Here is a 19,738-nt window from a genome sequence, read left to right on the forward strand (position 1 = left end):
TTTACTCAAGACAGAATGGCAGCCTGAACATCGCTTTAATGCGAATTATTATGTGTTAAATAACCTTAAAATAATAACAACTAAGTGGCAGGAAACAATAAAACCCCGCATAAACCCTACCGCAACCGGTGAATTTAATATCCACTACAATATCATCGTCATGGGTTAGTAAAAATGAAAGAAATAACACACCACGCCTTATCCTTATCTTTGGGTTTTATATTAATTGCCAGTGCATCCGCACAAGCAGCAGACTGTCAAAACATTCCCGACTGGGTCGCCAAGACTTATTCAGAAAAAGGCACTCAGGTAAAAAAAGACGACACGCTATATGCATCCCAATGGTGGGCGGAAAAACACCATATTCCCGGGGCAGCAGGCTGGGCCGGCGAGCCTTGGAAAACCCTGGGTCAATGCGCCGAACAGGAGCAGCCTTGGTGGGAAGCCTATAGTGATCAAGAAGGTTTTAATGATGCGTTGAAATATATCAATACCAGCATGGAGGAACTGAAAAAAGACCCTCAACAGGCACTGGCGGACTCCCAAGACGCCCGAATGCCGCTGTACTGGCTTAAACGCACCATGCAGATGTATCCGTTAGCTACGCCAAATACCTATTATATGCCGATTGCTCATGATTCCTCATGGTACAACAGCCTCTATGGCAATCTCGGGCGCGGTATTTTCTTCTATAGCCGCACACTCGGTAATAAAGGCGACAATGTCACGATAAAAGCTGGAGATATTCCACAAGGCAGCACCTGCTATGCAGCAACCAGCGCAAAATTTAATGACGTTGATAACTTATTTACCGCCAAAGCCAAGCTTGAGGCCAATAAAGAAACGACTTATAGCTTCAATGAAACCGGCGTACTGGCATTAGGATGCAGCCACCCTGAAAAACAACAAAAGGGTGAGTTCGTCAAACTGGAGGTTACAGGTGGTGAAAGCAACAATCTGCATATCTTCGGCCAGAGCACGCAAAGTGACTGGGAGCAGCAAAAAACAACGGCTGACATATTGGGCGGCGTAGTACTGTATGACGGCAGAGCCAACTACTTTGTTCCTAAAAAAATCAGCGATAAAACGCAAGAAACAATCAATAAGTCCCTGGGCGAAAACCTCAGCATCGTTGCGCTTTATGAAAGAATCAACGGTCTGGACGGTTCGTCGGACATGTTTACCGCAAGTGAAGGATCGCTATTCCTGAATTACAGTAAATGCTGTAGTGCACAATACCGCGAGGGATCGGTAGACGTAGGTTTCTTTAACGATAAAACCACCCGCGCCAATGGTGCTAACTGGGGACTGTGGCATGAATTGGGGCATCTGTATGAACCCCGGTGGGAATTCGACGTCTATCCTGAGGTTCAGGTAAATCGCTACTCGGTTTTGGCCTGCAGAATGCTGTCTGAACGCAATGATTTTGATTACGCGGCAAATTGTAAACTCGGCGGCGAAAAAGAGTGGGATCGCGACGCTGTGCGCAAATTCTTGGCGTCAGAGAAAAGTTATGCCGAGTTCCCCAAAAATCAGCATGACGTCGCGTTGCAATTTTTTACCCACCTGCTGCACGCCTATGATGAGTCCTTTTACCCTAATATCAATCAGCAACGCATGAAACAAGTGTTCGCCGCCCCCGGTAAAGAGATGGTGGACAAATATAAATATGTGCTGGGCACCAAGCAAAAAATCACCGACTTTGATGTGGTCACCTACAGCCGGGAAGCCGGGCAGGACCTGCGTGAATACTTTACCCGTTGGGGACTGCATTTCAGCGATGCCGCCTCAAAACAGGTTGCTGAAATGAACCTGCCTAAACCTTGAATAAAAAGTCACTCTTGTCATAGGGCAGCTTAATCCGCGTGATGAACCCCATTGATTGATGGGGTTCATCTTGTCTGGCAGCCGCAAGTGACTCACGCGATATTCATTGCGCGCCCCCCGCAACCGCCATTTTATTATTCCATAATTTTATGAATTTGCAGGTATTGCAGCAGCATAATGGTTTTGCCGTCTTTGATCCTGCCGTCGGCGATCATCGCCACCGCCTCGGTGAACGGCAGCTCCACCACTTCGATATCTTCGTCTTCGATACCACCGCCGGCAGCACGGCGCTCATCGTCATGGTATTCGGCGATAAAGAAATGCACGATCTCGGTCACGCCGCCCGGCGACATGTAGGCCTCGAAAATCTTCTTCACGTCACCGACCTGAAAACCGGTTTCCTCCACCGCTTCACGGCGCGCGCACTGCTCCGGGGAATCGGCGTCCAGCAGGCCGGCGCAGGCTTCCAGCAGCATGCCGCTGTCGTTGCCGTTGACGTAGGTCGGCATGCGGAACTGATTGGTCAGCACCACCGTACCCTTGGCGCGGTTATACAACAAAATGGTGGCGCCATTGCCGCGATCGTACACCTCGCGCATCTGCTGAACGGAACCGCCATCCTTGCGCTTCAAATCAAAGGTGTACTTGTGCAGCACATACCAGTTATTCGACAGCAGCTCTTTTTTCACATTCTCAATTTTCGCCGACATGAACCCTTCTTCTTTTCCGTTAGCTGGATCGCAAAAATGATACCGCGATTGAGTCCTCAAGCGACAACGGATTTGCAACAAAAAACCCCGCGGCTCCGGGAGAGCGGCGGGGCTATGGGTCTTGAAAAGTTTAAAACCCGTTGGGGACGTCGCGCATATCCGGCAACTTGTGGGCAATGCCCTTATGGCAATCGATACAGGTTTTGCCTTCGATTACCGCCTTGTCATGCATCTTCGCCGCCACGGTTTTCTGCGCGGTGAAGTCCATATACTCGAAGTTATGGCAGTTACGGCACTCCTGCGAATCGTTAGCCTTCATCCGCGCCCATTCGTTGCTGGCCATCGCCAATCGGTGCTGGTCAAACTTCTGCGGCGTATCGATCAGGCCGAACGCCTTGGCGTACAGTTCCTTGCTGGCCTTCAGTTTGCGCAACATTTTCGGCGCCCACTCGTGCGGCACGTGGCAATCCGGGCAGGTGGCGCGTACGCCGCTGCGGTTGTTGTAATGCACCGTGCCCATGTATTCCTCATACACGTTTTCGCGCATTTCGTGGCAACCGATACAGAACTGCTCAGTATTCGCCGCTTCCATGCCGGTATTAAAACCGCCCCAGAAGATAATCCCGGCGCCAAAACCCAGCAACAACAACGTGCCCAAGGCCAGGCGGCTGGGCCTGCGCCACCAGCGCCACAGCCGCAGCAACGGGCCGGCTTTTTTTTCGGTCGGGGTGTGATCAGGTTCTGCCATAAGGCCTCCGTTTAGCGCCCAAAGCCCGGCATGGGCTGGAAATCATTGCCGACAATCGGCGCCGCATCGGTTTGCGGCACGTGGCACTGCAGGCAGAAATAACGGCGCGGCGCGACGTCGCTCAGCACCCGGCCATCACGATCCATAAAGTGCGTCGGGCTGATACGCGGCGCGCCTGTGGTGCGGTAATGCTCCACCCCGTGGCACTGCAGGCAGCGGTTGGTGTTTTTGCTGACCTGATAACCGTCCACGCTGTGCGGGATCATCGGCGGCTGATTGACATAGTTCAGCGCCATCCGTTCCTGCTGTTTAGGCGTGGAGATTGGCCCGACGGCGGTGGCGGACACCTCCGGCGACTGGCTGAGATCGACATCGCCGGCGGCAAAGGCCAGGCCGGCAAACGCCAGCGATAACGCCGCCACCCACAGGACAAGCGTCTTTTTCACGACAGGGCTTTTCATTTTTATTTGGCTCCCGGGTAATAAAATGGGTGTTGAACGCACCAAGGCGCACTCACACCTTCTCCAGCTTCACCGCGCATTTCTTGAAATCGACCTCTTTCGATAGCGGATCGGTGGCGTCCAGCGTCAGGGTGTTCACCAACTGCGCGGCATCAAAGAACGGCATATACACCAACCCACGCGGCGGACGATTGCGACCACGGGTTTCGACCGTGCTGATCACCTCGCCACGGCGCGACAACACTTTGACTTTGTCGCCACGGCGCAGATTACGGCTCTTGGCATCCAGAGGATGGATAAACAGCACCGCCTCCGGGAAGGCGCGATGCAGCTCCGGTACCCGCCGGGTCATAGAACCGGTATGCCAGTGTTCCAGCACCCGGCCGGTAGACAGCCAAAGGTCGTATTCGCCGTCCGGGCTTTCCGCCGCCGGTTCAAACGGCAGCGCGAAGATCACCGCCTTGCCGTCCGGTTTGCCGTAGAAACGTACCGCTTCCCCCGCTTTGACATAAGGATCGGTACCTTCGCGGTAGCGCCACAGCGTCTCTTTGCCGTCGACCACCGGCCAACGCAGGCCGCGCGCCTGATGGTACATATCGAACGCCGCCAGATCGTGGCCGTGGCCACGGCCAAAGCCGGCATATTCTTCGAACAACCCTTTTTGCAGATAGAAGCCAAAGGCGCGCGCTTCATCGTTGAGCTGGTCCGCCGGGATTTCCGTCAGCGGGTATTTATTCACCTCACCGTTGGCGAACAGGACGTCGTACAGCGTTTTGCCCCGGTATTGCGGGTTTTGTTCCAGCAGTTGCGCCGGCCACACCTCTTCCACCGTGAAACGCTTGGCGAACTCCACCAGTTGCCACAGATCGGATTTGGCTTCGCCCGGCGCTTTCACCTGCTGGCGCCAGAACTGGGTGCGGCGCTCCGCGTTGCCGTAAGCGCCCTCTTTCTCCACCCACATGGCGGTCGGCAGGATCAGGTCGGCGGCCAGGGCGCTGACGGTCGGATAAGGATCCGACACCACCACAAAGTTGCGCGGATCGCGCCAACCCGGCATCCGTTCCTCATTGATGTTCGGCCCGGCCTGCATGTTGTTGTTGCACATCACCCAGTAAGCGTTCAGCTTGCCGTCTTTCAGCGCACGGTCCTGCGCTACCGCATGCAGCCCGACTTTTGCCGGAAGGGTGCCGGCCGGCAACTGCCATTTCTGCTCGGCTGTCTGGCGGTGTTTTTCGTTGGTGACCACCATGTCGGCCGGCAGACGGTGGGCAAAGGTGCCTACCTCGCGCGCGGTGCCGCAAGCGGAAGGCTGGCCGGTCAACGAGAACGGCCCGCAGCCCGGTTTGGCGATCTTGCCGGTCAACAGGTGCAGGTTGTAGCACAGGTTATTGGCCCAGACGCCGCGCGTATGCTGGTTGAAGCCCATGGTCCAATACGACACCACCTTGATGTTCGGATCGGCATACAGCTTCGCCAGCGCTTCCAGTTGGTCTTCCGGCACGCCGCTCATTTGAGCGACTTTTTCCAGCGTGTATTCCGCCACGAAAGCCTTGTACTCGTCGAAACTCATAGGTTCGGAGGCATCCGAACCTGGATTTTTCGCCTTTTTTTCCAGCGGGTGGGTCGGGCGCAGGCCGTAACCGATATCCGTCGCCCCCCGGCGGAAATTGACGTGCCGATTGAGGAAATCCTGATCTACCGCGTTGTTTTGAATGATGTAGTTGGCGATGTAGTTCATGATCGCCAGATCGGTCTGCGGCGTGAACACCATGCCGTTATCCGCCAGTTCGAAGCTGCGGTGCTCATACGTCGACAGCACCGACACGTTGACCTTCTCGTTGCTCAAACGGCGATCGGTAATGCGCGACCACAGGATCGGGTGCATTTCCGCCATGTTGGAGCCCCACAGCACGAAGGCGTCAGCCTGTTCGATATCGTCATAGCAGCCCATCGGCTCGTCCATGCCGAAGGTGCGCATGAAGCCCACCACCGCCGAAGCCATGCAATGGCGGGCGTTCGGATCCAGGTTATTGGTGCGCAACCCGGCTTTGAACAGTTTGGCAGCGGCATAGCCTTCCCACACCGTCCACTGGCCGGAGCCGAACATACCCACAGCGTCGGGCCCCTTCTCCTTCAAAGCCTGTTTGAATTTTTCGGCCATGATGTCGAAAGCCTGTTCCCAACTGATGGGGGTAAACTCGCCTTCTTTATGGTACTGGCCGGCTTTCATGCGCAGCAGCGGCTGGGTCAGACGATCTTTGCCGTACATGATTTTCGGCAGGAAATAGCCTTTGATGCAGCTCAACCCACGGTTGACCGCCGCATCCGGATCCCCCTGCGAGGCGACGATGCGGCCATTTTGGGTGCCGACCAGCACACCGCAGCCGGTGCCGCAGAAACGACAGGGCGCCTTGTCCCATTTGATCGCATCCGCACTGCCCGCCACCGCCTGTGCTACCGTTGGAATAGTCAGCCCGGCCGCCGCAGCAGCGGCCACCGCGGCGTTAGCCTTCATGAAGTCTCGACGACTGAGTTTCATGGCGTTACCTCACCTTGCAAGTCCTGCTGGTGATAAACCAGCGATACCGCCAGCACGCCGTCCAGATTGCGCACTGACTCAATTTTTTCCAGCAGCGCCTGGGAGCAAGCCGCCTGCATCACGACCACCAGCTTGCCCTGCGGGCGATCCTGCACCGGGATTTCCGTGTCCGTGATCGCCAGCAGCGCCGTGACAAGCCGCGGAATGTTTTCCGGCCGGGCCTGTACCACCAGCCCGCTTACGTGCCATTCGTTATTCATTGTTTTCGCTCCGGATTAGGGTGACGGCATTCGCCGGGCAACCGGCGACACAGGCGCCGCAGCCGTTGCAGGCCGTCGTATCCAGCATCGGCTGCGCCATCTCGCCCAGCCGCGGCCGAAAGCGGATCGCCTGCGGCTCGCAACTGTCCTGGCAACTGCGGCATTCAACGCCCCTGCGCGCCAGGCAATCGGCGCCAAACGCCGCATATTGCCGCCAAGGGGTTTCCGCCAGCGGGCGAAACAGCGGCGCTTCGCAGGCCTGCGCGCAACGCCCACAAAACGTGCATTCCGCCCGCTGAAAATCAATCTCGGGAAAGCCGCCGCTGCCGCCGATCAGCACGCCGCTTTCACAGGCGCGAATGCAGGCCTGGCAGCGGGTGCAACCGGCAATGAAAAGGGATTCTTGATGCGACCACGGGGGGCGGATCGCCGCCGAAGAGAGACGCCATTGTCCGCCGAGCAGCCTGCGCCGCGACAATACGGTCATGCTGTTTATCCTTGAGGTTGCAAACATGCCCACACGCCAGTTTGCGGGCAGCGGCTATAGCCTATGGATTTAAAACCCTGAAAAATACGGGGGTAACATAAGAGGAGTCCGAGGGGTATATAATCACTCTTTAGGGGTAAATGCGGGGGTAGCTTGCGCCAGATCAATCTATTACTGTGCTTAAGGGCAGTTAGCCGCCCGCTTTTCGCTGATTCGCTATCTATTTAATTATACAACGCGCGTTTTTTCCGTTGCTTACATCTTGAGATAAAACCCGGCGAATTTTAGTTGCAAAACTTATAATTTTGCTTTCGAATGAAACCTGACGATGCGCATCGCCCGTGAGAAAAGGATCCGTGATTGCTTGTTAAACGTTCAGTGACCGGCAGCCTGGCCAAGGCGCTGTTTTGCATCGTTATTTTGTCCGTGATCTCCACCGGGCTGGCGTTGACCACCGTCGCCGGCAGCCTGCGTGACGCCGAAGCGGTAAATATCGCCGGTTCGCTGCGCATGCAGAGTTATCGGTTGGCTTACGATCTCACCCGGCAGGCTACGGGGCTGGATCAGCATCTGCAGCAATATCAACAATCCCTGCAGGCCCCGGCGCTGCAAAAGCTGGATCGTTTTTACGTGCCTGCCGACGTCCGTGAGAAATACCTGTCACTGCAGCAAACCTGGCAGCGGCTGGCGCGACAGATCCAGGCCGGGCAGTCGGCAGACTATCAGGCCAACGTCGCCGGTTACGTTAACCAGATTGACCATTTCGTTTTAGCGCTGCAACGCTATTCCGAACTCAAGCTGGCCATAGTGGCGACCATCAGCGTGGTGGGTTATATCGCCATTATCGGGCTGGTGCTGTTTTGCATTCGCTTTATGCGCCGCCAGGTCGTGGCGCCGCTGAAACACCTGGTGGATGCCAGCCAGCGCGTGCAACAGCGAGATTTTCACCACCCGCAGTTGGATATTGCGCTGCCGAACGAGTTGGGCGTGCTGTCGCAGGCCTTTGCCGCCATGTCGGACGATCTGGCCAAGCTGTATCAGTCTCTTGAGTTAAAGGTTCAGGAGAAAACCCAGCGTTTGCAACAGGCGAACGAGACGCTCGAAGTGCTCTACAACTGCTCACAGGCGCTGAGCGTGCGGCAAATTGGCCGGCAGGCCTTTGAGCAGGTCCTGCACATCGTGCGCCAGAGCGAGCAGTTGCTCTGCATCCGGCTGAACGTGGCGGACAGCCTCAGCGAATGGCAACTGACCAGCGGCACGCCATCGCCAACGCAGGCCTGGCAGCGGCTTACCATCGTTCAGGACGACAAGCCGCTGGGGGAACTGTGCTGGCAGCACCAGGATCAACCGCCGCATCCGCATTTGATGCAAAGCGTGGCTAACATGCTGAGCCGCGGCGTTTATTTCAATCGCGCGCAGAAACAGCACATGCAGTTTTTGCTGATGGAAGAGCGTGCCACCATCGCCCGCGAGCTGCACGATTCATTGGCCCAGGCGCTGTCGTTTTTGCGCATCCAGTTGACGTTGCTGAAACGCACGCTGGCGGGCGGTTCACCGCAGGCGCAGGAGATCATTAACGATTTTGACCGCGCGCTGGCCGACGCCTACCGCCAGTTGCGCGAGTTGCTGACCACCTTCCGCCTGAACATTCAGGAGGCCGATTTGAACGCCGCGCTGCACCAATTGCTGGCACCATTAAAGGTTCTAACCGGCGCGCGGATTCAGTTACACTGTCGGCTTTCCTCCCAGGCGCTCGATGCCCAACAACAGGTACATGCGCTGCAGATTGTGCGGGAAGCGGTGGTCAACGCCATCAAACATGCCGATGCACGGGAGATAGTGATCCGTTGCGAGGTCACCGCGAGCGGTGATAATGCCATCAGCATTGTTGACGACGGCTGCGGCATCGCCAGCCTGAGCGAGCCGGAAGGCCATTATGGGTTGAGCATCATGAGCGAACGCGCCGCGCGGCTGGGAGGCACGCTGCTCATCCAGCGAGGTGAACCCAAGGGCACGGAAGTCCGTTTGACATTTCCGCCATAAATCGGGGCCATTCCTCCCCTCGTGACCTTTTAGGCGGGGATGAAGGCTATTTCGGCGTTGATTGCCACTATTTTATAAGAGTCTGTCCCACTGTGAAGCGCGCTGCACAGCGTGTTTGAGTGGCTTTACTCGCTACAGGGAGCATATGTCATGGTGATGAAGAATTACCGAGTATTGATCGTCGACGACCATCCTCTGATGCGTCGCGGCATCAAACAGCTGCTGGGGCTGGACCCGTGGTTTACCGTGGTAGCCGAAGCCAGTGACGGCAACGAGGCCATTGCCCTCGCGTTGCAGCACACGCCGGACGTGATCCTGCTCGATCTGAATATGAAAGGGCTGTCAGGACTGGACACGTTGAAAGCTCTGCGCAATGAGGCCGTCGATGCGCGCATCATCGTGCTGACGGTGTCCGATTCGCGCAGCGACGTCTATGCGCTGATCGACGCCGGCGCTGACGGTTATCTGCTGAAAGACAGTGAGCCGGAACAGCTGCTGGAACATATTCGCGCGGCGGCGGAAGGCCAGAACGTGATCAGCGATGCGGTGGCGGACTATCTGTCATCCCGCAGCGAACAGCACGATCCCTTCGCCGAACTGACCGAACGCGAGCTGGATGTGTTGCAGGAAGTGGCGCGCGGCATGTCAAACAAACAGGTGGCGGCACAGCTGCACATTTCCGAAGAAACGGTGAAAGTGCATATCCGCAACATGCTGCGCAAACTGGACGTCCGTTCACGCGTGGCGGCGACGGTGATGTATCTGGAACACAAAAGTCAATGATGCTTCCCCCGGCATGCCGGGGAAAGTTTACTCGATGGCGGCCAGCAGCGTCTGATGATGCTGATGGATCCAGCTCTTGTTGAGTGGCCCCCAGTTTTCCAACTGGTAAAAACCGTCGTTATTGCGCACGCCCTGCTGCACGAACTGCAACTCCACCCCCAGACCAGGCAAGGCTTTCAGCACGTCTTGCAGCGTACGGCGCGGCCAGCCGGTCAATTCCATCAGACGCGGGACGTTTGGCCGCTCACTGTGGCTGATCAGCCAACACAGATAAAGGCGACGGGCAAATACCGGGTTAATTTCCATGCCAAGCTCCTGCTTTGCGGTGAGTCCTGATTATTTTCCGGGAACCTTGATCGGCCAGGCCCTTGATAGTCATAAAATTGTCTTAATGATGTTTTTCACTGTCGTCGGGACATCATTGCCGGTTTCTACTACCGTTATTTACATTATCTCCTTTTTTTCTCCACGCTTTACTCCCCCTTCGCGAGTAAAGTGCAGTAACGCCGGAATCCTTCCCAGCCGCTGGTAAACGCAATCCAGATGCGTCTTAAAGATAGAACAAGTCATAACGAGGTTCGCGCTGCATGGCCAATTTTTTTATTGATCGCCCGATTTTCGCCTGGGTTTTGGCAATTATTCTTTGCCTGACCGGCGCTTTGGCGATCTTTTCCCTACCCGTTGAACAGTATCCGGACCTCGCGCCGCCGAACGTTCGCATTAGCGCCACTTACCCTGGCGCCTCAGCGCAAACGCTGGAAAATACCGTTACCCAGATTATCGAACAGAACATGACCGGCCTGGACAACATGATGTACATGTCGTCGCAGAGCACCAACACCGGGCGAGCCACGGTGACGCTGACCTTTGAGGCCGGCACCGATCCCAACGAGGCGATGCAGCAGGTGCAAAACCAACTGCAGGCGGCGATTAAACGGCTGCCGCAGGCGGTGCAAACTCAGGGCGTGACGGTATCAAAATCCGGTGATACCACGCTGATGATGGTGGCGTTCGTCTCGACCGACGGCAGCATGGACAAACAGGATATTGCCGATTATCTGGTGTCCAATCTGCAAGATCCGCTCAGCCGCATCAACGGCGTGGGCAGCATGGACGTTTACGGTTCGCAGTACGCCATGCGCATCTGGCTCGATCCCAACAAGCTGACCAGTTACCAGCTCACTACTGAGGACGTGGTAGCTGCCATCAAGTCCCAGAATGCCCAAGTGGCGGTCGGCCAGCTCGGCGGCACGCCGTCCGTCGACAAGCAGGCGCTTAACGCCACCATTAACGCCCAGTCGCAACTGCAAACGCCGGAGCAGTTCAAGCAAATCACCCTGCGGGTCAATCAGGACGGTTCGCTGGTGACGCTGGGCGACGTCTCAACCATCGAGCTGGGCGGCGAAAACTATGACTTCCTCAGCCGTTATAACGGCATGCAGGCCGCCGGCATGAACATCAAGCTGGCTTCCGGCGCCAACGAGCTGCAGACCGACCAGTTGGTAAAGGACAAAATCGCCGAGCTGTCGCAGTATTTCCCGCACGGGCTGGAGGCGAAGGTCGCCTATGAAACCACCCCGTTCGTTAAGGCCTCCATCAAAGACGTGGTGAAAACCCTGCTGGAAGCCATTGTGCTGGTGTTCCTGGTGATGTACCTGTTCTTGCAGAACTTCCGCGCTACGCTGATCCCCACTATCGCCGTGCCGGTCGTATTGCTGGGCACCTTCGCCATTCTTTCCGCCTTCGGATTCAGCATCAACACCCTGACCATGTTCGCCATGGTGCTGGCGATCGGCCTGCTGGTAGATGACGCCATCGTGGTGGTGGAGAACGTCGAGCGTGTGATGAGCGAAGAGGGCCTGCCGCCGCGCGAGGCCACGCGTAAATCCATGGGGCAGATCCAGGGCGCGCTGGTCGGGATCGCCATGGTGCTGTCGGCGGTGTTTATCCCGATGGCGTTCTTCGGCGGCACCACCGGCGCGATTTATCGCCAGTTCTCGATCACCATCGTGTCCTCCATGGTGCTGTCAGTATTGGTGGCGATGATCCTGACCCCTGCCCTGTGCGCCACGCTGCTCAAGCCGCTCGCCAAGGGCCATCACCACGGCAAGCGCGGCTTCTTCGGCTGGTTCAACCGCATGTTCAATCGCAATGCCGATCGCTACGAGCGCGGCGTGGCGCGCGTGCTGCATTTCAGCTTGCGCTATATGGCGATTTATCTGCTGCTGCTCGCCGGCATGGCGCTGCTGTTCATCAAGCTACCGAGCTCGTTTCTGCCGCAGGAAGACCGCGGGGTATTCACCGTACAGGTGCAATTGCCGCCGGGTTCTACCCTGCAACAGACCGCCAAAGTGGTGGAAAAAGTCGAGCACTACTTCCTGACCAAAGAAAAGCAGGATGTGCTGTCGGTATTCTCCACCATCGGTGCCGGGCCGGGCGGCAACGGGCAGAACGTGGCGCGCATGTTTATCCGTTTGAAAGACTGGGATCTGCGCACTTCCGGCGCCAATACCTCTTTCGATATCATCGAACGCGCCACCCATGCGTTCAGCAAGATTAACGAGGCGCGGGTGATTGCCAGCAGCCCACCGGCGATTACCGGCCTGGGCAACTCCGCCGGCTTCGATATGGAGTTGGAAGACCACGCCGGGCTGGGCCACGCCAAGCTGATGGCGGCGCGCGACCAACTGCTGCAACTGGCGGGGGACAACCCACTGCTGGCTCGCGTTCGCCATAACGGCCTGGACGACAGCCCGCAGTTGCAAATCAATATTGATCAACGCAAGGCGCAAGCGCTCGGCGTGGCTGTCGATGACATCAACAACACGCTGTCCACCGCCTGGGGCTCGACCTATGTCAACGACTTTGTCGATCGCGGCCGGGTGAAAAAGGTGTACGTGCAAGCCGCCGCGCCGTTCCGCATGCTGCCTGGCGATATCGACAAATGGTATGTGCGCAACAGCGCAGGCGGCATGGTGCCGTTCTCGGCCTTCTCGACCTCACATTGGGAATATGGCTCCCCGCGCCTGGAGCGTTACAACGGCAGCTCGGCGGTGGAGATCGTCGGCGAGGCGGCGGAAGGCGTCAGCACCGGCACCGCCATGGCCGAAATGGAGAAAATCGTCAGCCAACTGCCGACCGGCTTCGGCCTGGAATGGACCGCCATGTCCTATCAGGAACGGCTCTCCGGCTCACAGGCGCCTGCGCTGTACGCTCTCTCGTTGCTGATTGTGTTCCTGTGTCTGGCTGCGCTGTACGAGAGTTGGTCGATTCCGTTCTCGGTGATGCTGGTGGTGCCGCTCGGGGTGATTGGCGCCGTCGCCGCGACCTGGCTGCGCGGGCTGGAGAATGACGTTTACTTCCAGGTTGGGTTGCTGACCATCATCGGGTTGTCGGCGAAGAACGCCATTCTGATCGTCGAATTCGCCAACGAGCTGAATCACAAAGGGCAGGATTTGATGTCCGCCACGCTGGAAGCCTCACGCATGCGCCTGCGGCCGATTTTGATGACCTCGCTGGCCTTTATCTTCGGCGTATTGCCGATGACCATCAGCAGCGGTGCCGGCTCCGGCAGCCAGCATGCGGTCGGCACCGGGGTCATGGGCGGCATGATATCCGCCACCCTGCTGGCGATCTTCTTCGTGCCGCTGTTCTTTGTGCTGGTGCGGCGCCGCTTCCCGGGTAAACCCTTGCCGGCGTCAAACACGGCAAACGCGGAATAGCAGGCATAAAAAAGCAGCATCGGCAAACCGATGCTGCTTTATCTTGAACGAGAATGTCGCTCCCAAGGTGTTTCAAATACCGACAAATAAACCAACCTTGTTCTCAGCTTCAACGCAGTGTCAGTTACCCAACATCTCATCGATGAAGTCTTTCCAGTTTCCTAACTCACGATCAACCATAATACTTTACAACCTCAATTATTAGACGAAGCGAATTCTACGCCTGTTTTTTGAGCAAGTGAAGCCTTTCGGGAACGATGCCGGCCACGGAAACCGGGGTTGGCGCACATTTTCGTATTAATCCTACCCAAGGGCATTTCGGCATATTCCCCGTTGCGATAAGCGTCATCGCTACCACGTGCAGAAAGCATAAAAGCCGGTGCTGCGCCGCAAAATACCGGCCGCTGCCGGCAAGCGGCCGGGTAAATCGCTCAAAAACGTTTAGAAATCCACGCGCAAGCCAAAGTTGTAGCGGCGTCCTTCAAGCTGCGGATATTCGCCCCAACTGGTGGTGCGCTTAGGTGCGGTATCGAAAATGTTATACACGCCGGCCATCACCTGAGTGTGCTTGTCCAGGCGGTAAATGACCCCGGCGTCCAACAGAGCATAAGCGCCATAACGGGTATGGTCGCCGGTATCCTCGTTGCGGCTGCGATAATTGACTTTGGACCACAGGTCCAGCGCCGAAGCCGCCGCCCACTTAACGGATAAGTTGGCCATGTGTTTCGGGAAGTCGTTCAGCGCATAACCCTTATTGACGCCGTTTTTCTGCTCGCTTTTGTTGAAGGTGTAGTTGGCGTTGAAGTTCAGCCGATCCGTGGCCTGCCAATCCGCATTGAGCTCCACGCCGTAGACATTGGCCTTGCCGATATTGAAATATTTATCAATGGATTCAGCGCTGTAACCGTTAACCACGCAAGGGGCATTCTCGCTCGCCTCGCAGATATTGACTTCAGCAATCTTGTCCTTGAAGTCGGTATAAAATACCGTGCCGTCCAAAGACAGATCGCGGTTGTTATTCCAGTACAACCCCAGTTCGGTATTCAGGCTGGTTTCTGGCTTCAGTTCGCTGTTGCCTACCGACAGGTAAGGATAAGGCGGGTTGCTGCCGCGCGGGGTGATGAATTGATCCGAATTTTCCCGCAGCGACGGTTTTTTATAGCCGGAAGAGACCCCGCCCTTCAGCGCCCAGGCTTCGTCCAGCATCCAGTTGCCGTAAAGTTTCGGGCTGATGTGAGTGCCGAAATAGTTATCTCGGTCCATGCGCGCCGAGGTGGTCAGCGAGAAGTCATCGATGTTCCATTGCCCTTCGGCGAACAACGCCCAACTGTCACGCGAAATTTTCGTCACTGGGTCGATCCCCGGCGCCCGTTTGTTGTCGGCGTAGAAGTCGTCATTGAGCGTTTCGCGGCTGTAGTTGCCGCCGAGAGTCAGGTTGTGCTCGCCGAGGCTCAGCTTGGCCTGGCTGTTCAGAACGTAATTCTCGGTCTGAATATGCTGCGGCGCCAGTTGGGCGCTGTGGTAGGTGGATTCGCCTTTCTCATACTGGAAATAGCTGGTGGTGGCGACGGTATCTTCCGCATACCAGCCCGAGTGGGTCAGGCTGAGTGCGTCGCGATCGAAGTCCCATCCCCACGGCGTGCCGCCGCCTTTGGCCGAGCGACTGCGCTTTTTCTCCCCTTTGGCGAGGTTCAGGTCGAACAGGTTGGTTTCGTTGGCGGCAAAGCCCAGCGTCATGTCGAGGGACTTTTTGTTGTTCTTGCTGAAAGCGTTGGGTTTTTCATCTTCGCGGCGATCGAGGTAATCCGCCGAAAGGTTGAGTCCCAGCACGTCAGGCACCAGCGGCCCCATCAGGAACAGGTTGGCCTGCTGGGTATTGCCGAAATCCTGATGTTGCTGCAGGAAACTGTTACCGGCAATGGATCCTATCCATTCCCGCACGCCAAACGGCTTTTTGGTGATCACGTTGACCACGCCGCCAATGGAGTCGGAGCCATACAACGAGGACATCGGGCCGCGGATCACCTCAATGCGTTCAATGGCGGCCAAGGGCGGCAAAAAGCCGGCTTCGGTACCGATATTCTGGCCATACGGGCGCGACTCGCCGGTATTTTGCTTGATGCTGTTCACCATGAACGAGGTGTAACTCGAGTCCATGCCGCGGATCATGATATCCCCTGACACCTCGCTGCCGGCACCGCTGCTGACGAACACCCCGGAGACATCCTGCACCGCTTCGGCGACATCGCGGCTGTTTTGCTTTTCAAAGGATTTTTTATCGATAACCGAGATACTGGCGGGCGCATATTTCTTGTTCTGTTTGAACCCGGAGGCCGTAACCACCAGTTGGTCTTCCTGCGAAGCGCTGTTTTCCTTCTCGGCCCCCTCTTCCTGCGCGTAAACCTGAGGCGCGCCCATCAATGCCAAAGCAATGACCGTCGCGATGCTGGAGCGTTTTCCCATGGATTGTTGATAAATCATCACTGTTCCTAATCGAGCCTGTTTCCGGTTGGTGTTGTAGCTCACAGAGCGCCCAATGCGGCAAACGTAGAGCGCGGGCACGGCCTTGGTAGCCACTGCGCACGGCGCTGTACCCACTTCTGAATGCTGTATTTTTATTTACAGTTCTTAACAAAAGCCGGGCGAATATAGCGGATATCCGTCAACAATAAAAACGAAATGAAAATCATTACAATGAATAAACAAGCAGAAAAAAGACGTAACAAACAGAACGAAAAATTCGATCATTTAAATAAATATGTTTTATTTCAATAATTAAAGAAAAATCAGATCAATGATTAATTAAATGATATTGATATTAATTATCAATATCATTAGCATCGACAAATCGTAAATTGATGTAAAGGAATGTCTATGTCCATGCACCTGGTCGCCCCCACCAAAGGTTTCTCTCTCAGCGCCCTGACGTCTGCCCTGCTGCTGTTGTCTTGCTCAACGCTGGCTGCCGAACTGCCCGAAAGCCATTTTCAGACCAAACCGGTAGGATATGGCCTGTACGAACTGGCTTTTGACGGCGAAAACAACACCCTGTTTGCCGCCTCTACGCCTTCATTCGCCAAAGGGAAAAACACCGGTATCGTCTATCGGGTCAACCCGGCCACACTGGCCACCGACGCCAATATTCAGACCCAGCGCCGCGCCTTCGCCACCGCGTTGGATGAACAGCGGCATCTGCTGTATATCGGCAATACCGTGGACGGTTCGGTGACGGTGATCGACACCCAGGCAGGCAAAGAACTCGCCACCATTCAGCTCGATGAAAGCGTGAAAGAAGACCAGTTCACGCCAACGCGCGAGATGGTGCTCGACAAGAAAAACCAGCGTTTGTATGTCTCCGGCACCGCGAAAAAAGGCGTGTTGTGGGTTATCGATACCGCCAATCGGAAGAAAATCGCCACCCTGAGCAACATGGGCGAATACCCGACCGGCATTGCGCTGGACAGCGAACGTGGCCATCTCTACTGCGTTAACGGCGGTGGCGAACTGATCACCCTGGACACCGCCAGCCACAAAATCCTGAAACGCGTGGTAGTTGAACCCGCCAAGAAACACTTCTTCCTCAACATCAGTCTGGACAGCAAAACCGGCCGCGCTTTCATCACCGATCCCGATCTGCCGAAGGTGCTGGTTGTTGATGTGAATAGCGGGAAAATCCTGCACCAGATTGACGTGATCAATTCCCTGGCGGTGTTGTTCAACCCTGCCCGCAATGAGATCTACATCAGCCACCGTGAAGCCAAGCGCATCAGCATCGTTGACAGCAACAGCTACCAGGTGAAAAACAGCATCACTACCACCGCCTTGCCCAATAGCCTCGCGCTGTCCGCAGACGGCAATACGCTCTTCGCCAGCATCAAGCAGTCCAAGGAAGAGATGGAGAAGAAGCAGGACTATCTGATTAAGATCAACCTTGGCGGACTGTGAGACCTATCCATGGCCAGTTTTATGATTCGCCTTTCCGGGGGAGCGCTGCTGTGCCTCCCGGTCATGGTTGCACAAGCGGCGGGTACCGAGCAGACCGCCCGCACTCAGAAAGAAGATACCCTTGAGGTGGTCGCCTCGCCCTTTAGCGATGACGGCAGCACCGAGAACACCGGCTCCTATACCACCAAACAGATGACCACGGCGACCGGGTTGCCGCTGAGCATCAAGGATACGCCGCAGTCGGTCTCGGTGATAACTCGCCAGCAAATGGACGATCTCAACGCGACGTCGCTGAAGGAAATCCTGCGCTGGTCCACCGGGGTCAGCGAAAGCAATTACGATAGCGAACGCTCCTCGTTCAACTACCGTGGTTTCAGCGTTGATAACTACCAATACGATGGCGTCCCCACCTTCTTTGACTCCGGCTATTCCGGCGGGGAATCGGAGATTGACGCAATCACGCTGGATCACGTGGAGATTGTCAGGGGCGCTGCGGGTTTGCTGAACGGCGTCGGTAATCCGGGTGCCGCCATCAACCTGGTCAGAAAGAAAGCCTCCAGCCTTTCACCTTTTGCCCGAGCCGAACTTTCCGCCGGTTCCTGGGACCGCTACCGGACCACGGTTGATGTCGGGACGCCGCTCAATGACGAAGGCACTGTCAGAGTACGTATCGCCGCGGCCGGCGAACGCGGCCGCTCCTTTATGGAACGGCATCAGGAGCGCAAAGGCACCGTCTATGGCACGCTGGAGGCCGATCTGAGCAGCAATACCCTGCTGCGCCTGGGGGCTGATTATCAGCAAAACAGGCCGAAAGCCTCCACCTGGGGCGGCGCGTTGCCGACCGGCTGGTTCAGCGACGGCAGTGAAATTAATTGGGATCGGCACTATAACGGCGCCTCTGACTGGTCGAGTTGGGATACCACCCTGAGCACTCAGTTTGCCACGCTGGAGCATGAGTTCGATAACGACTGGAAAGGCGTGGTCAACTATACCCACAGCCGCCAGGCTTTCGATGCCAAAATGGCGATGAGCCTCGGCGGGCTGATCGATCCGGCAACCTGGGCGGTGCAACCTTCAAACCCTTATGCCGGTCGCTATGAAGGCTACCGTGATCAACATGCGATAGACATGAAGTTGAACGGTGACTTCACCCTGCTGGGCCGCAGCCACAAATTTGTGGTGGGTAACTCCTCTGCCTGGCAGCACAGCTACAGCACCTATCGCAGCGCCACCTACTCGCAGCAGTTCAGCGGTAGCCTGCGGGATTGGAACGGCGGCCAGGGCGAGCCTGAGTGGTCGGATAAAATGCCGCAAATGGATTATCGCACGCGGCAAATCGGCATTTACGGCAGCGCCGACTTCTCGCTGACGGACCGGTTGGATCTGGTGCTCGGCGCCCGTTTCAACAGCTTTAAAAACACCACGACCACCACCGCCAACAAGGTCACTCCGTTCGTGGGAACCGTCTATAAGCTGACCGAACAGGTCTCCGCCTATGCCAGCTACACCGACATATTCAAGGATCAAAACCTGCTCGACAGCAGCGGCCACTACCTGGCGCCGATTGAAGGGGTGAATAAAGAGGTGGGTATCAAGGCCGCGCTGCTGGATGACCGGCTCAACGTTTCGCTGTCGGCGTTCCGCATCACGCAGGACAACCTTGGGGTGCTGGATGAGAACACCCGCGAACTGAACTGGTTGCAGCAGACCTATCATGAGAGCCAGGGCGCGACCAGCAAAGGGGTCGAGTTCGAACTGAGCGGTGAGCTGGCGCAGGGCTGGAACGCCCAGCTCGGCATCACCCATTTCTCACTGAAAGACAAGGACAAGGTTAATCTCAACACCGAGCAGCCGCGCACCCGCATCAACCTGTTCACCACCTATCAGCTGACGGGCGCTCTGCGTGACCTGACTCTGGGCGGCGGCGCACGCTGGCAGAGCGGCATTTACGCCAACGTCACCGGGGCCAACAACGGCGAGTTTGTGGACCGCAAGGCCGAGCAAGGATCTTATGTCCTGTTCGATGCGATGGCGCGTTACAAACTCACCCCGCAGACCTCGGTGCAGCTTAACCTGAACAACGTCTTTGACGAGAAATACTACTCGCAGGTGAATTTCTACAGCACCCGCAACTACGGCGAACCGCGTAATCTGATGCTGACGCTGAAGCACGAGTTCTGACCGTCTCGCAATAAAAAACCGGCCCCGGATAA

At 56.4% G+C, this 19,738-nt stretch carries 15 protein-coding genes; 6 read left to right on the plus strand and 9 right to left on the minus strand.

Annotation, left to right across the window (positions count from 1 at the left end; translation table 11 throughout):
- The first annotated feature begins 174 nt into the window (after positions 1-174).
- Positions 175-1,827, plus strand: coding sequence for a M60 family metallopeptidase (locus SPL01S_RS01720; protein ID WP_081113135.1), 1,653 nt, complete (start codon positions 175-177; stop codon positions 1,825-1,827).
- A 134-nt stretch (positions 1,828-1,961) separates the two neighbouring features.
- Here SPL01S_RS01720 and nudK read toward each other — a convergent pair whose 3' ends face one another.
- The 6 genes from nudK to napF form a co-directional block, all read right to left on the minus strand.
- The gene (gene nudK / locus SPL01S_RS01725; RefSeq protein WP_062789588.1) at positions 1,962-2,537 is read right to left on the minus strand and encodes a GDP-mannose pyrophosphatase NudK; all 576 of its coding nucleotides are present in this window, start codon (positions 2,535-2,537) and stop codon (positions 1,962-1,964) included.
- Between the two features lie 130 nt (positions 2,538-2,667).
- Positions 2,668-3,285 carry a cytochrome c-type protein NapC gene (napC, locus tag SPL01S_RS01730; RefSeq protein ID WP_063197243.1) on the minus strand — a complete coding sequence of 206 codons (618 nt, stop codon included), beginning with the start codon at positions 3,283-3,285 and terminating at the stop codon, positions 2,668-2,670.
- An 11-nt stretch (positions 3,286-3,296) separates the two neighbouring features.
- Entirely contained in the window at positions 3,297-3,746 is a 450-nt protein-coding gene (gene napB, locus SPL01S_RS01735) for a nitrate reductase cytochrome c-type subunit (RefSeq protein WP_063197245.1), read from the minus strand.
- Positions 3,747-3,798: 52 nt separating this feature from the next.
- Positions 3,799-6,285 (minus strand): nitrate reductase catalytic subunit NapA, encoded by a 2,487-nt coding sequence (gene napA / locus SPL01S_RS01740; protein WP_062868208.1) that lies wholly within the window; start codon positions 6,283-6,285, stop codon positions 3,799-3,801.
- Complete coding sequence (gene napD / locus SPL01S_RS01745) at positions 6,282-6,545, minus strand: chaperone NapD (RefSeq protein WP_020453913.1); 264 nt, start codon at positions 6,543-6,545, stop codon at positions 6,282-6,284. Before napD ends, napA begins: the two co-directional genes overlap by 4 nt.
- A complete protein-coding gene (gene napF / locus SPL01S_RS01750; protein WP_063197247.1) occupies positions 6,538-7,032 on the minus strand; it encodes a ferredoxin-type protein NapF in 495 nt (164 codons plus the stop codon). The genes napD and napF overlap by 8 nt, the downstream gene beginning before the upstream one ends.
- A gap of 360 nt (positions 7,033-7,392) precedes the next feature.
- Between napF and narQ the strand changes: the two genes are divergently transcribed.
- Positions 7,393-9,075: a nitrate/nitrite two-component system sensor histidine kinase NarQ gene (gene narQ / locus SPL01S_RS01755; protein ID WP_063197249.1), complete on the plus strand. Its 1,683-nt coding sequence runs from the start codon at positions 7,393-7,395 to the stop codon at positions 9,073-9,075.
- Positions 9,076-9,225: 150 nt separating this feature from the next.
- Positions 9,226-9,858 (plus strand): two-component system response regulator NarL, encoded by a 633-nt coding sequence (narL, locus tag SPL01S_RS01760; protein WP_062868211.1) that lies wholly within the window; start codon positions 9,226-9,228, stop codon positions 9,856-9,858.
- 27 nt (positions 9,859-9,885) lie between these two features.
- Here narL and SPL01S_RS01765 read toward each other — a convergent pair whose 3' ends face one another.
- Positions 9,886-10,164, minus strand: a complete 279-nt coding sequence (locus SPL01S_RS01765) for a winged helix-turn-helix domain-containing protein (RefSeq protein WP_063197251.1) — start codon at positions 10,162-10,164, stop codon at positions 9,886-9,888.
- Between the two features lie 281 nt (positions 10,165-10,445).
- Here SPL01S_RS01765 and acrD point away from each other — a divergent pair, with 281 nt between their 5' ends.
- A complete protein-coding gene (gene acrD, locus SPL01S_RS01770; RefSeq protein ID WP_063197253.1) occupies positions 10,446-13,580 on the plus strand; it encodes a multidrug efflux RND transporter permease AcrD in 3,135 nt (1,044 codons plus the stop codon).
- Between the two features lie 120 nt (positions 13,581-13,700).
- On the opposite strand, the gene ypfM is transcribed toward acrD, so the two are convergent.
- Together ypfM and SPL01S_RS01775 are read right to left on the minus strand one after the other, a co-directional pair.
- Positions 13,701-13,760 carry a protein YpfM gene (ypfM, locus tag SPL01S_RS25110; protein WP_100396732.1) on the minus strand — a complete coding sequence of 20 codons (60 nt, stop codon included), beginning with the start codon at positions 13,758-13,760 and terminating at the stop codon, positions 13,701-13,703.
- Between the two features lie 261 nt (positions 13,761-14,021).
- Positions 14,022-16,061, minus strand: a complete 2,040-nt coding sequence (locus tag SPL01S_RS01775; protein ID WP_063197255.1) for a TonB-dependent receptor domain-containing protein — start codon at positions 16,059-16,061, stop codon at positions 14,022-14,024.
- A 393-nt stretch (positions 16,062-16,454) separates the two neighbouring features.
- On the opposite strand from SPL01S_RS01775, the gene yncE reads away from it, so the two are divergent.
- Positions 16,455-17,525, plus strand: coding sequence for a 7-bladed beta-propeller protein YncE (gene yncE, locus SPL01S_RS01780; RefSeq protein ID WP_063197257.1), 1,071 nt, complete (start codon positions 16,455-16,457; stop codon positions 17,523-17,525).
- A 9-nt stretch (positions 17,526-17,534) separates the two neighbouring features.
- Positions 17,535-19,706: a TonB-dependent siderophore receptor gene (locus SPL01S_RS01785; protein ID WP_063197259.1), complete on the plus strand. Its 2,172-nt coding sequence runs from the start codon at positions 17,535-17,537 to the stop codon at positions 19,704-19,706.
- Positions 19,707-19,738 lie beyond the last annotated feature (32 nt).

It is taken from the genome of Serratia plymuthica NBRC 102599, from assembly GCF_001590925.1.
Taxonomy (GTDB): Bacteria; Pseudomonadota; Gammaproteobacteria; order Enterobacterales; family Enterobacteriaceae; genus Serratia; species Serratia plymuthica.

Coding starts and splice junctions, on each gene's coding strand:
- SPL01S_RS01720 (WP_081113135.1), top strand. CDS start 175: ATGAAAGAAATAACACACCACGCCTTATCCTTATCTTTGGGTTTTATA.
- napB (WP_063197245.1), bottom strand. CDS start 3,746: ATGAAAAGCCCTGTCGTGAAAAAGACGCTTGTCCTGTGGGTGGCGGCG.
- SPL01S_RS01765 (WP_063197251.1), bottom strand. CDS start 10,164: ATGGAAATTAACCCGGTATTTGCCCGTCGCCTTTATCTGTGTTGGCTG.
- napF (WP_063197247.1), bottom strand. CDS start 7,032: ATGACCGTATTGTCGCGGCGCAGGCTGCTCGGCGGACAATGGCGTCTC.
- SPL01S_RS01775 (WP_063197255.1), bottom strand. CDS start 16,061: ATGATTTATCAACAATCCATGGGAAAACGCTCCAGCATCGCGACGGTC.
- napA (WP_062868208.1), bottom strand. CDS start 6,285: ATGAAACTCAGTCGTCGAGACTTCATGAAGGCTAACGCCGCGGTGGCC.
- napD (WP_020453913.1), bottom strand. CDS start 6,545: ATGAATAACGAATGGCACGTAAGCGGGCTGGTGGTACAGGCCCGGCCG.
- napC (WP_063197243.1), bottom strand. CDS start 3,285: ATGGCAGAACCTGATCACACCCCGACCGAAAAAAAAGCCGGCCCGTTG.
- nudK (WP_062789588.1), bottom strand. CDS start 2,537: ATGTCGGCGAAAATTGAGAATGTGAAAAAAGAGCTGCTGTCGAATAAC.
- narL (WP_062868211.1), top strand. CDS start 9,226: ATGGTGATGAAGAATTACCGAGTATTGATCGTCGACGACCATCCTCTG.
- SPL01S_RS01785 (WP_063197259.1), top strand. CDS start 17,535: ATGGCCAGTTTTATGATTCGCCTTTCCGGGGGAGCGCTGCTGTGCCTC.
- acrD (WP_063197253.1), top strand. CDS start 10,446: ATGGCCAATTTTTTTATTGATCGCCCGATTTTCGCCTGGGTTTTGGCA.
- yncE (WP_063197257.1), top strand. CDS start 16,455: ATGTCCATGCACCTGGTCGCCCCCACCAAAGGTTTCTCTCTCAGCGCC.